The 13,042-nt window shown below is 65.9% G+C and carries 10 protein-coding genes; 9 read left to right on the forward strand and 1 reads right to left on the reverse strand.

What is annotated here, in order from left to right; genetic code table 11:
* Positions 1–126: 126 nt before the first annotated feature.
* The 5 genes from ACIBG0_RS32210 to ACIBG0_RS32230 all read left to right on the forward strand — a co-directional run bounded on the left by ACIBG0_RS32210 (position 127) and on the right by ACIBG0_RS32230 (position 6,216).
* A complete protein-coding gene (locus tag ACIBG0_RS32210; protein WP_397037665.1) occupies positions 127–1,725 on the forward strand; it encodes an ABC transporter substrate-binding protein in 1,599 nt (532 codons plus the stop codon).
* A gap of 64 nt (positions 1,726–1,789) precedes the next feature.
* Positions 1,790–2,716, forward strand: a complete 927-nt coding sequence (locus tag ACIBG0_RS32215) for an ABC transporter permease (RefSeq protein ID WP_397037666.1) — start codon at positions 1,790–1,792, stop codon at positions 2,714–2,716.
* The gene (locus ACIBG0_RS32220; RefSeq protein ID WP_397037668.1) at positions 2,709–3,662 is read left to right on the forward strand and encodes an ABC transporter permease; all 954 of its coding nucleotides are present in this window, start codon (positions 2,709–2,711) and stop codon (positions 3,660–3,662) included. Before ACIBG0_RS32215 ends, ACIBG0_RS32220 begins: the two co-directional genes overlap by 8 nt.
* Before the next feature lie 8 nt (positions 3,663–3,670).
* Positions 3,671–5,362 carry a dipeptide ABC transporter ATP-binding protein gene (locus ACIBG0_RS32225; protein WP_397037776.1) on the forward strand — a complete coding sequence of 564 codons (1,692 nt, stop codon included), beginning with the start codon at positions 3,671–3,673 and terminating at the stop codon, positions 5,360–5,362.
* 107 nt (positions 5,363–5,469) lie between these two features.
* Complete coding sequence (locus ACIBG0_RS32230; RefSeq protein ID WP_397037777.1) at positions 5,470–6,216, forward strand: oxidoreductase; 747 nt, start codon at positions 5,470–5,472, stop codon at positions 6,214–6,216.
* A 491-nt stretch (positions 6,217–6,707) separates the two neighbouring features.
* Here ACIBG0_RS32230 and ACIBG0_RS32235 read toward each other — a convergent pair whose 3' ends face one another.
* Entirely contained in the window at positions 6,708–7,487 is a 780-nt protein-coding gene (locus ACIBG0_RS32235; RefSeq protein WP_397037778.1) for an HAD family hydrolase, read from the reverse strand.
* A 457-nt stretch (positions 7,488–7,944) separates the two neighbouring features.
* On the opposite strand from ACIBG0_RS32235, the gene ssd reads away from it, so the two are divergent.
* From ssd to ACIBG0_RS32255, 4 genes are all read left to right on the forward strand, one after another.
* Positions 7,945–9,054, forward strand: a complete 1,110-nt coding sequence (ssd, locus tag ACIBG0_RS32240; RefSeq protein WP_397037669.1) for a septum site-determining protein Ssd — start codon at positions 7,945–7,947, stop codon at positions 9,052–9,054.
* 265 nt (positions 9,055–9,319) lie between these two features.
* Positions 9,320–10,507: a TadA family conjugal transfer-associated ATPase gene (locus ACIBG0_RS32245; protein WP_397037671.1), complete on the forward strand. Its 1,188-nt coding sequence runs from the start codon at positions 9,320–9,322 to the stop codon at positions 10,505–10,507.
* Between the two features lie 289 nt (positions 10,508–10,796).
* Positions 10,797–11,588 (forward strand): type II secretion system F family protein, encoded by a 792-nt coding sequence (locus ACIBG0_RS32250; RefSeq protein WP_397037672.1) that lies wholly within the window; start codon positions 10,797–10,799, stop codon positions 11,586–11,588.
* Positions 11,589–11,629: 41 nt separating this feature from the next.
* Positions 11,630–12,247 (forward strand): type II secretion system F family protein, encoded by a 618-nt coding sequence (locus ACIBG0_RS32255; protein WP_397037674.1) that lies wholly within the window; start codon positions 11,630–11,632, stop codon positions 12,245–12,247.
* Positions 12,248–13,042: the final 795 nt, after the last annotated feature.

Here is a 13,042-nt window from a genome sequence, read left to right on the forward strand (position 1 = left end):
TGACAAGGCTGCTTCGAATAGCTAACGTCCCAGGCATTCCAAGGCGGATCGAGTCGAGGCGCGCTGGGCAAATACCCATGCGTCGTCGCGGATCCCCTTCGCCTGTCTCGAAATCGGGAGAACGCGTTGAGATTCAACAGAGCTACAGCGTTGACCGCGGCGGTCCTGCTGGCCACAAGCCTGGGACTGTCCGCATGTTCGTCGAGCGATAGTGCCGACGCCGACATCGTCACCACCAACGGTGGCGAACCGCAGAATCCATTGGTGCCGACCAACACCAACGAGAATATGGGCGGTCGCGTTGTGGACCGGCTATTCGCCGGTCTGAAGTACTACGACGGCAAAGGCGTCGCGCACGACGAGATGGCCGAGTCCATCAAGACCAACGACCGCAAGACCTACACGATCACCATCAAGCCGGACTGGAAGTTCACCGACGGCACCACGGTGACCGCGAAGTCGTTCGTCGACGCATGGAACTACGGCGCGCTCGGCACCAACGGTCAGCTGCAGAGTTACGCGTTCACCCCGATCGTCGGATTCGACGAGGTTTCGGCGGAAAAGCCCACGGCACAAACGATGTCGGGTCTGAAGGTGGTCGATGACCGAACCTTCACCGTCGAGCTGAAGTCGCCGTCCATCGACTTCGAGACCGAACTCGGCTACGCGCCGTTCTATCCGCTGCCCGATGCCGCATTCAAGGATATGAAGGCCTTCGGTGAGAACCCGATCGGCAATGGCCCGTACAAGTTCCAGACCTGGGAGCACAACGTCAAGATCGACCTGACGCCCAACCCGGACTACAAGGGCGGACGTGCGCCCAAGAACAAGGGTCTGCGCTTCGTCATGTACCAGTCGTTCGATACCGCTTACTCGGATCTGCAGGCAGGCAATCTCGATACCCTCGACACGATTCCGGACAGTGCGCTGACTTCCTACAAGAAGGACCTCGGCGACCGCGCGATCCTGAATCCGTCCGCGCAGAACCAGCACATCGGCGTCCAGGCCAATGTCCCGCACTTCGGCGGTGAGGAAGGCCTGCTGCGTCGCCGGGCCATTTCGATGGCGATCAACCGGCAGCAGATCTGCGACACCATCTTCAATGGCACCAAGATTCCGGCGCGCGACTTCACCTCGAGCACCTTGCCCGGATTCAACGGCAACCTGCCCGGCTCGGAGGTGCTGAAGTACAACCCCGAAGAGGCCAAGAAGGTTTGGGCGCAGGCCGATGCCATTTCGCCGTGGTCGGGTCGCTACGAGATCGCCTACAACTCCGACGGCGGCCACCAGGCGTGGATCGAGGCAGTGGCCAACAGCATCAAGAACACCCTCGGTATCGATGCCGTCGGCGCGCCGTATCCGACATTCAAGAACATCCGAGATCTGGTGAATCAGAAGACGATCGGCAAGGCGTTCCGCTACGGCTGGCAGGGTGACTACCCGACCATGCTGCAGTTCCTCACCTCGCAGTACTACAGCTACTCCGAGACCAATAACGTCGACTACAAGAGCCCCGAATTCGACCATCTGCTCGACGCTGCACTGGCCGCGCCGACGTTGGACGAGTCGTACAAGATCGTGGCGCAGGCGCAGGCGTTGCTGATCAAGGATATGGCCGATATCCCGGTGCTGGATTACCTTGCCGCGGCGGGACGTTCGGACAAGGTGAAGCATGCCGACCTGGCCTGGAATGGCCTGTTCGACTTCGAAAACATCGAGAAGTAGCCGCTCGGCGCGGTCGTGCCGCAGATTCTGACGGCACGGCCGCGCCGCTCACCCAGGAGACGAAATGGCCTGGTATGTCGTGCGGCGTCTGCTTCAAATGATCCCCGTCTTCCTCGGGGCGACGCTGCTCATCTACGCACTGGTCTTCCTAGTTCCGGGCGATCCGATCCACGCGCTGGCCGGCGACAAGCCGATGACGCCTGCCGTGGAGGCGCAACTGCGTGCGCGCTATCACCTGGATCGTCCCTTCATCGTGCAGTATCTGCTGTATCTGAAGGGCATTTTCACCCTCGACTTCGGGACGGCCTTCTCCGGCCGCCCGGTGCGCGATGAACTCGCCCGCGCATTCCCGATCACCATCAAATTGGCATTGATGGCGGTGCTCATCGAGGGCATCTTCGGCGTGCTCTTCGGTCTGATCGCTGGACTGCGCAAAGGCAAACTGTTCGACTCGACGCTGCTGGTGGTCAGCCTGATCATCATCGCGGTCCCGATCTTCGTGATCGGCTTCCTGGCCCAGTTCGTACTGGGGGTGAAGTGGGGTATCGCGCCGGTGACCGTCACAGGGAAGGCGAGTATCGGTGAATTGCTCGTGCCCGCATTCGTGCTCGGGTCGCTGTCATTCGCCTATGTGCTGCGGCTGACCCGAAACTCGGTGGCGGAGAACATGTCCGCCGACTACGTGCGTACCGCGACCGCGAAGGGGCTCAGTAGACCGCGTGTGGTCACCGTGCACATTCTGCGTAATTCGATGATTCCGGTGATCACCTTTCTCGGTGCCGATCTCGGTGCGCTGATCGGCGGCGCGGTCGTCACCGAGGGCATCTTCAATATTCCGGGCGTAGGCGGGACGATGTACCAGGCGATTACCCGCGGGGAGCCACCGACGGTGGTCTCGTTCGTGACCGTGCTCATCGTGATCTTCCTGATCTCGAATCTGATCATCGATTTGCTCTACGCCGCGCTCGACCCGAGGATCCGATATGCCTGAGCTCGAGAAGAAAGCTCGGGACCGGCAGCGGCATTTCGTCGCGCCGCCCGATGAAGTCGAGGTGCTCGCCACCGATCAGGTCGTCGATACCGGTTCGCCGACCAGCATCTGGCAGGACGCGTGGCGACAGTTGCGCCGCAATCCGATCTTCATCGTGGCCGCGGTGCTGATCGTGTTCATCGCCATTGTGGTGCTCTGGCCCGGCCTGTTCTCCGATCAGGATCCGCGCTACTGCAATGGCGATTTCAGTATGGATCCGCGCGGGCCCGGGCACCCCTTCGGATTCGATAAACAGGGCTGCGATGTCTACACCCGAACCGTGTACGGCGCACGGGCTTCGGTAATGGCAGGGCTGGGTGCCACTACGGTATTCCTGCTCGTCGGCGGCACGCTCGGTGCCCTGGCGGGGTTCTACGGCGGGCTGCTCGATTCGGTGGTATCGCGCATCGCGGAGATCTTCTATGCGATTCCGCTGATGCTGGCCGCGATCGTCATCATGCAGCTGCTCGATTCGCGCACGATCTGGACGGTCATCCTGATTCTGGCCGCGTTCACCTGGCCGCAGGCCGCACGTATCGCGCGCAGTGCGGTGATCGAGGCGAAGAACAGTGAATATGTCACGGCGGCAAAGGCCTTGGGGGTATCGCGAATACGCACACTGCTGCGTCATGTGCTGCCCAATGCGGCCGGACCGCTGATCGTGGTCACCACGATCTGGCTCGGCGCATTCATCGTCACCGAGGCGACACTGTCCTATCTCGGTGTCGGCCTGCCGCGCACGATCGTGTCCTGGGGCTCGGATATCAATACCAATCAGCACGAACTGCGCGGCGGCTCGCCGATCTTATTCTATCCCGCAACGGCTTTGGCGCTCACCGTGCTGAGCTTCATCCTGCTCGGCGACGCGCTGCGGGACGCGCTCGATCCGAAGGCAAGGAAGAGGTGACCGCGGCGATGTCGGATAAACCATTGCTCGAGATCGAGGATCTCAATGTCTGCTTCTCCTCCGAGGGCAAGAAGATTCCGGCGGTTCGCGATGTCAGTCTGACGGTTTATCCGGGTCAGACCGTTGCCATTGTCGGCGAATCCGGATCCGGAAAATCCACGACCGCGCACAGCATTATCGACCTGCTGCCCGGCACCGGACAGGTCACCTCCGGCTCGATCAGATTCGACGGCAAGGATCTGGCGAAGGCGTCGAAGAAGGAGGTGGTTGCGGTCCGCGGCAGCGGAATCGGATTGGTGCCGCAGGATCCGATGTCGAATCTGAACCCGGTGTGGAAGATCGGCTTCCAGATCCGAGAGACCTTGGAGGCAAACGGCATTGCCAAGGGCAAGGCGGCCGAGCAGCGCGCTATCGAACTGCTCGAGGAAGCCGGGATGTCGGATGCGGCGCGCCGGGTGAACCAGTATCCGCACGAATTCTCCGGCGGTATGCGCCAGCGCGCGCTCATCGCCATCGGATTGGCCTGCCGTCCCAAACTGCTGATCGCCGACGAGCCGACCTCGGCTCTCGACGTGACGGTGCAGCGGCAGATCCTCGACCACCTCGACGGACTCACCAGCGAACTCGGCACCGCGGTTCTGCTCATCACCCACGACCTCGGCCTAGCTGCCGAACGTGCCGAGCACCTGGTGGTGATGTATCGCGGCAGAGTGGTGGAATCCGGCCCGGCGCTGCGGATTCTGCGCGAACCGCAGCATCTGTACACCAAGAAGCTGGTGAATTCCGCGCCCTCGCTCGCCTCGCAGCGATTGTCCTCGGTGCGCGAACGCATCGAGGTGCGCAAGCAGGCCATACAGGTCGCCGAGGAGGTCGCGGCGGCTGATAGCGAAATCGCGGCGGTCTCCGATGACGTGGTGGTAGCGCGGAATCTGACCAAGGCGTTCAAGATTCGAGGTAGCGCGCCGTGGAAGTCGACGGATTTCGTCGCGGTCGACGATGTGTCGTTCCGGCTGAAGCGCGGCACGACCACGGCCATTGTCGGCGAGTCCGGTTCGGGCAAATCGACTGTGGCACAGATGGTTCTGGGCCTGCTCGAACCGACCTCCGGTTCGGTGTCCTTCGACGGTCGCGAAGTCGCGAAGCTGGATCGTAAAGGAGCGTTCGCTTTTCGCCGTCGGGTGCAGCCGATCTTCCAGGACCCTTACGGTTCGCTGGATCCGATGTACTCGATCTACCGCACCATCGAGGAGCCGCTGCGCACGCATAGGATCGGTTCGGCCAAGGAACGTGAGGCGACGGTGCGCGACCTATTGGACAAGGTGTCGCTGCCATCCTCGGTAATGCGCCGCTACCCCAATGAACTCTCCGGCGGCCAGCGTCAGCGCGTCGCGGTGGCCCGTGCGCTCGCGCTCTCCCCGGAGGTCGTGGTGTGCGACGAGGCGGTGTCCGCACTCGATGTCCTCGTCCAGGCGCAGATCCTCAAGCTGCTCAACGACCTACAAGCCGAGCTGGGGCTGTCGTATCTGTTCATCACCCATGACCTGGCCGTCGTCCGGCAGATCGCCGACGACGTCCTGGTCATGCAGACCGGCAGGATCGTCGAAGCGGCGACCACCGACGAGGTCTTCCAGAACCCGAAGGAGGAGTACACCCGCCGCCTGCTCGACGCCATTCCCGGACGGGACCTGCTGGCGGGCTGACCAGGGGGCGATACATACCTCGCGGACCGGACCCCGGCGGCGCGGATCTCGCGAAACATTGGGGGGCCGCGAACACGCGGTGCCGTAGGCGCTGCAAAATGTCTTCAGTGACCGATCCGCTACAGCCCCTCGTCGATCTGCCCGGTGTGCGCGAAGCCGCCGATAAGGCGCGTGACGCGCTCGCCGCGGTGCATCGGCACAAGGCGAACCGGCGTGGCTGGCCGACCACGGCCGCCGAGGCGGCGGTGCGGGCCGCGCGCTCATCCGCCGCGATCGACGGCGGCAGTACCGAGCTGCCCGCCGATGGTCGGGTCGCGGATCCGATCCTGGCCGGCTCGCTGCGAGTCGGCCAGGCGCTCGACGGCGACGCGCTGCGGAATCTGGTCGGCACCTGGCAGCGCGCGCCGCTGCAGGCGCTGGCTCGGCTGCATCTGCTGGCCGCGGCCGATCTGGTCACCGACGAGGAGCTGCTCGGGCGCCCGCGCGGTGACGGCGGCGTGGCCGAACGGCTCGACCTGCTGGTGCAGACAGTGCTCGGATCCAAGGCGCCGGCGCCGGTCATCGCGGCGGTCGTGCACGGTGAGCTACTGACCTTGCGGCCATTCGGTACGGCCGACGGCATAGTGGCGCGGGCGGCCTCGCGACTGGTGGCCGCGTCCAGTGGGCTGGATCCCCACAGTCTCGGCGTGCCGGAGGTGTTCTGGCTGCGGCGGCGTCAGCAGTATCTGGACGCGGCGGCCGGATTCGGCTCGGGTGCTCCGGATGCGGTGGGCGGCTGGGTGATCCTGTGCTGCGGCGCCTTCGAAGACGGTGCCCGGGAGGCGACATCGATCGCCGACTCGGCATCCGGATAGGTGCCCACACATCAAAGCGGGCGGCGTTGTCGTTGACGACCTCACCGCCCGCTAGCACGGATACCCGGTTACCAAGCGTGCTGGGTGGGTTGTGTTCTGCGGCCTCGGCGATTATCCGGACTCCGGCGGTTCATCCCCGCAACCTGTGCGAGGCGTTCGCCGTCGAAAACCCGGATCTCGCAGGCCCACAACGCTTTTGCCCTTGTCGCGGCGCGCTCCGCGTGGGTGCCTGGTGTCCGTGCTGGGAAGGGTGGGTCGGGGAGCTGAGCCTTCTCTTCCGGCTCCGCTCAGGCCTTCCGTCCTTCCGTAGTTACATTTCTACACTGTGACTGCCCTCACATCAAGGCTTGAAAAAACATTCAATAAGCTGCGTGTCTACCGGCGTTTCGTGGTTGAATCCCTGGTCGCGGCGGCCTCTGTGTTACGTCGGCAAGCCCTCCGCAGCGTGCCTCAGCAGGGCGGCCGCGTGGCCCGAGCCCGGCAGCTATGGTTCAGCGCCGCCGGCGCAGCAGCCGGTAGCTGATCGCTCCGGCCAGTACCGCACTCAACCCCACTGCGGCTGTCGCGGCAAGGGTGGTCGACGACGGACTCTGGAACCGCGACCACAGCGAGACCGGGTTGGAGAACGTGAGAATCGGCCAGCCCTTGGCCACCGCTTCACGGCGCAGATTGCGATCCGGGTTCACCGCGGTCGGATGCCCCACCGCACTCAGCATCGGTAGATCGGTCACGGAATCGGAGTAGGCATAACACCGCGAAAGATCGTAACCCTCAGCGGCGGTGAGCTTTTCGATCGCGGTCACCTTACCGACACCATAGCAATAGAATTCGACCTCACCGGTGTAGCGCCCGTCCTCGACGACCATCCTGGTCGCCGCGGTATGTGAGGCGCCCAACACCTCGGCGATCGGGCCGACGATCTCCTCGCCCGAGGCCGAAACGATCACCACATCGTGTCCCCGGATCTTGTGGTCGGCAATCAGATCCGCGGCCTCGGCATAGATCAGCGGATCGACGAGTTCGTGAAGTGTCTCGGCCACAATGGATTTCACCTGCTCGACATCCCAGCCCGCGACCATATTGGTCAGATTGGCGCGCATGCGCTCCATCTGGTCGTGGTCGGCGCCCGAGAGCATGAACAGGAAGTGGGCGTAACTGCTCTCCAGCACCGCGCGCCGGTTCAGCAGGCCCTGCGCGTAGAAGGGCTTACTGAACACGTAGGTGCTCGATTTCGCGATCACTGTCTTGTCGAGATCGAAAAAGGCGGCCACGCGCTCGGCCCCGGCGCTCGGTCGCTTCGTTGCTGTCGCGTCCCGTGCCGTCTGGTCATCGAGCTCTGTTTGGTCGCCATCGGCCCTCACCCGTTCAGAATATGCATGCCGCGGCGATGGTGCCCGACGGGTCGGGCGTCCGGTTGGTTCGGTGGGTTTGCCCCGCAGACGCCGGGCCGGTCGTGGCCACAAAGTTCTCCGACTACAGACTTGCGTAGTGGCCCCGGCTTGGGTGTAGTATTGCTGGCACCTGGACATAGTCCAGGCGCGTTCAGCCCGACCCCCCGGGGCTGAACCCGACGGCCCCAGCCTCCTCCCCCCCCGGCTGGGGCCGTCCTCTATTTCGGGCAAGGTTCCCGCGGACTCGGCTCCCCGGATTTATCCACAACCCCCGAGTTATCCACATTCGGCATATTGCATCTTCTGCTGGGCTTCGTCTTCGAGCACGCTGACCTGCATGAATCTCGAAGCCGCTCCGGCACTCACACCGCCGCCCGTGCTCGTGCTGATCCAGGACATCCGGCTGCGCGATGAGGTACGCCGGGTCGCGGCGGCCGCGGAACGCGAGCTCGACGAGCGCGCGCTCGCTATCGGTCGCCACGCCTGGGTGGCGGCACCACTGGTGATCCTCGACACAGCGGCGGCGCAGAGCTGTGCACGCGCCGGTTATCTCCGGCGGATCGGCATCGTGCTGGTGACCGATGGGGAACCCGGATTGGCCGATTGGCAGGCCGCCGCAGCCGTCGGTGCCGAGCGCGTCATCGCGCTGCCCGGTGCCGCGGTCGGGCTTATCGAGAAGTTTGCTGAGCACGGCGAATATCGCATGGGCGATGGTGTTGTCGTCGCGATCGCGGGTGCCAGCGGCGGTGCGGGGGCTTCCACATTGGCCGCGGCGACCGGACTGCGATCCGCCGCCGAGCGGTTCCGCCGCGATACCGTGCTCGTCGACGGCGCACCCCTCGGCGGCGGCCTCGACCTGCTGCTCGGCATCGAAACCGGGGCGGGATTGCGCTGGCCGGATCTGGTGATCGAGGACGGTCGGGTCTCCGCCGCCGCACTGCACAGCGCACTACCGGCCGCCGCGCCGGGACTGGCGGTACTGTCCTGTGGTCGCGGCGGTGCCGGACGCTTGCCCGCCGAAATCGGTTCTGCCGCTGTCCGCGCCGTCATCGAAGCGGGCCGTGCCGCAGGCGATTTGGTGATATGCGACATCTCGGGCGAACGCGGCCCACACGCCGACCAGATACTCGACGCGGCCGACCTCGTCGTCCTGGTCGTCCCGGCTCGCCTACGCGCCGTAGCCGCCGCCGAATCGGTCGCGGCCCACATCACCCAACGAAATCCGAACCAGGGCTTGATAGTCCGCGGCCCAGCCCCCGGCGGCCTTCGCGGTACCGAAGTCGCCGAGGTCCTCGATCTGCCCCTCTTAGCCGCCGTCCGAGCCCAACCAGGGTTGGCCGCGCGCCTGGAACGCGGCGGGCTCACCCTCGGCCGCGGGCCGCTCCGTGACGCCGCGGACGCTGTACTCGGGGTGCTCAGCGCTCCTGCCGGACAGGGGCTGGGATGAGTGCGTCTACGGCCGAGTCGGCTCGAGTCCGTGCGGCGCGGCGCGATATCCCAGTGCGCCGTCGCGGGGCGCAGGTGCCGGTGAAATACGAGCTGCAGCAGCGGTATCGGACTGTCGCGTGTGCTGTTGCGACAGTGTTCGGGATCCGGCGATCTGCGCCGTCGGATGCGGTGCTCGGTGTTGGTCGACCCGCGGCTTCGAGTGCTCGGGCGATGCGTTGGATGCTGCGACGGGGCCTTGCCGCTGCGGTGGGGAGAGGTTCGTGATGAGTGCGTTGGTGACGTCGGAGTTGTTGGATCGGGTGCGGGAGCGGTTGTCCGGTACGTCGGGGGATCCGGATCCGGCGCAGGTGGCGGCGGCCATTCGGGCCGAGGCGGGTGGGGTGCTGGGGGATACCGATCTGCTACGGGCGCTGCGGCTGCTACAGACCGAGATGACCGGTGCGGGGTTATTGGAGCCGCTACTGCAGGACGCCCGGGTCGCAGATGTGCTGGTGACCGCGCCGGATGCGGTGTGGATCGACCGGGGGCGTGGACTGGAACGCACCTCGGTCGTCTTCCCTGATGAGGCGTCGGTGCGTCGGTTGGCACAGCGGTTGGCGCTGTCGGCCGGGCGGCGGCTCGATGATGCGCAGCCGTGGGTCGATGGCAGGTTGTCCGGAAGGGAAGCGGCGCTGGGGGATTCGTTCGGAGTCCGGCTGCACGCGGTCTTGGCGCCGGTGGCGCACGGCGGCACCTGCCTGTCGCTACGTGTGCTACGTCCGGCGACCCAAGGACTGGATGCGCTCGCTGCGGCGGGCGCGGTACCTGCCGACGCGAGACTCCTACTGGAGCAGATCATCCGGGCCCGACTCGCCTTCCTCGTGGTCGGAGGAACCGGCGCAGGCAAGACAACACTGCTGTCCGGCCTACTGGCCGAGGTCGCCGCCGACGAGCGCATCATCTGCGTCGAAGACGCCGCCGAACTGGCACCCCCACACCCACACGTGGTGCGCTTGGTCGCGCGCACCGCGAACGTCGAGGGCGTCGGCGCGGTAACCGTCCGCGACCTCGTCAGGCAGGCCCTGCGAATGCGGCCCGACCGAATCGTCGTCGGCGAAGTCCGTGGCGCCGAGGTAGTCGACCTCCTGACCGCCCTGAACACCGGCCACGACGGCGGCGCTGGCACAGTCCACGCCAACTCACCCCGCGAGGTCCCTGCCCGCCTGGAAGCCCTTGCCGCGCTGGGCGGTATGGACCGCGCCGCCCTCCACAGTCAACTAGCCGCAGCCGTCCAAGTAGTACTGCACGTCCATCGCCGAGCCGACGGCTCCCGCGGCCTCCGCGAAATCGGCATAGTAGATCGCGACTCCCAAGGCCACGTCACCATAACCGCAGCCTGGCGCGCTGACCAGGCCCCCACCCCCGCCGCCGCCACCCTCACCCGCCTGCTCGCCGAACGGCTCGACCGGTGATCGCGGCAATGGCGCGCGCGGCCCTCGCGGCTCGATTGGATTCGGCGCGAGGTTTGTTCGTGTCTCTATCGTCGGGGGCGGTGGATCTTGCGCTGGAGGGTGATGACGCCCGGGGTGCGGGGATTCGCTCTGATCGCGGTACCGATGGGTCCGCCGTTTTCGGCTTCAGCGGCATTGTCGCCGTGCTTGGTTCGTTGGTGGGGCGACCGGTGATCATGGCAGCGGTGCGCTCCGGAATTGCAGGTCGGATGGCGTCGTCGCGGTGGCTACTTGGCGAACGGTGCGGTCGATGATTGCGGGATTGGTGTGTCTGGCACTGGGGGTTTTGCTGGCACCGACGCCCGGTTCGCGGCGACGGTTCGTCAGGCTGTTCACGGCGTCAGCAGATACTCGAAAGGTCGGGCGGGGCAGTGCGTTACGGGTGGCGTTCGGTGTTGTCATCGTCGGGGCGTTGGCAGTTGGTATCGGTCCGCTGGTAGCGGCGGTGTTGGTTGGGGGAACGGTCGGTATTCGGGTGCGGCGGGCGGGCCGGGAACGGCAGCGCAGCGCGGAGTGCGCCTATCTGTTGGACGCGCTCGAGGCCGTAATCGGGGAACTGCGGGTCGGTGCACATCCGAGTGCGGCGGCGGAGGTTGCCGCGCAGGAGTCGCGTGGCGAGGCCGCACGTGCCTTCGCGGTCAGCGCGGCGCGCAGCAGACTTGGTGGGTCGGGCGCGGATGGGTTGCGCGATCCCGATTCCATCGTCGATGCCGAACTCGCCAGGATTGCCGACGCCTGGCAGGTCGCCGAGCACCACGGTCTCGCTCTCGCGGAACTACTCGTCGCGGCCCGCACGGACCTGCTGGGGCGCATTCGCTTTCGCACGCGCACTACTGCGGCACTGGCCGGGGCTCGCGCCACTGCGGCGGTTCTCGCGGGCCTCCCGCTCCTGGGTATCGGCCTCGGCCAATTGATGGGCGCTGCCCCGCTGCACGTGCTGCTCAGTCCTGGTGCCGGAACTGTTCTGCTGCCACTCGGTGCAGCACTGGCGTGCATCGGCTTGCTGTGGACCGACGCGATCACGCGAAAGGTCTTCGTATGAAACAAATCTGCTGGTTGCGCACACGTATGAAGGAGTATGGAATGCACGGAATTGCCAGTGCACCAGTCGTTTTGCTCGCGATGGCATTGGTAGTCCTGCCTGGGCGAGTTGCGGTGAATCGGCGATTGCGGGCGTTACGAGAGAGGGATGCGCCGCCGGTAGCTCTGGCATCTCCGCGGGGCGCCAATAGCGACCCGCTGGCCGTAGCCTCGGTATTCGACCTGCTCGCCGCCTGCCTACGAGCCGGGCTGCCGATGGCGTCAGCAGCTCGAGCGGTGGCCCCCAGCGCGCCGCCCGCCCTCGGTGCGGGGTTGCGTAAGGCGGCCGACCTGCTGGCACTCGGCGCAGACGCGGCAGCTGCCTGGGACCAGGTGGCCCGCGACGGCACAGGCCAACCTGGCGCCGAGGAGGTCGACTCGCTGGCACGCTTGGCCCGTCGCTCGGCCCGCTCGGGCGCCTCACTCGCCGCCGCAATCGGCGAACTGGCCGAACACCGCCGCAGCGGAGTCGAAGACGCAGCCGCAGCCCGCGCCGAACGCGCCGGAGTCCTGATAGGCGGCCCTCTGGGCCTCTGCTTCCTCCCAGCCTTCGTCTGCCTCGGCATCGTCCCTGTAGTCATCGGCCTCGCCAGCCGCGTCCTAGGAGGTGGACTGCTGTGAAAACCGGATGGCGCGGAACTACCGCATCACGAGCGACAGGTTCGAGAACGAGGGGGAGATGGACTGCTACGAGAACCGCATGGCGCGGAAGTACCACATCACGAGCGACAGGTTCGGGAACGAGCGGGATGTGGACTGCTGCAAGAACGCCGCAGCCGAGAACGGTCAAGCGTGAAAACGCCGCGCCATACAACGCCGATCCGAGGACATGTCAGCACGGCATCGTCGGGTCGGGTGACGGCTGCACAGACCGGTGTTGGGCTCGGGGTGGCCGCGCTGCACATTGGCGGGCCGCGGACGCGCGTGCGGAGCAATACCGACCCGGGCGCGACCGTGCCGGACCTTGTTGGGCTAGCGGCGATCGCGCGAAGCGATGTCGATCACGGCGCTGTCCAACGCACAGTTGCTCGGCTGCCGAGTGCTGCGCTCGGGAGCGTTGAGCTGTGTGGCGTGGTGCCGGACCATGCGTGGACCACAAGAGCGTGTCGGCGCGGAGTAACTACGCGCGACATTGCCGAGGTGCGGAAGGGCGCCCTCGATGCTGCCTCGCGCGGCGTTGTGGGGCGTGGCCTCGAGCTGCTGAGTGCTGCGTTCGGGAGGGTCACGCGGTCGGACCGTGCGCGGCGACGACGAGCGTGTGGGCGTGGAGTGGCTACGCGGGACAGTGCCGAGGTGGGGAAGGGCGCCCTCGATGCTGCGGCGCGCGGCGTTGTCGAGCTTTCGAGTGCTGCGTTGGGCAGGGTTACAGGTTCGGGTCGTGGGCGGCGGGGACGAGCGTGTGGGCGTGGAGTGACT

The sequence above is a fragment of the Nocardia sp. NPDC050630 genome (assembly GCF_044457245.1).
In the GTDB taxonomy this organism is placed as follows: Bacteria; Actinomycetota; Actinomycetes; order Mycobacteriales; family Mycobacteriaceae; genus Nocardia.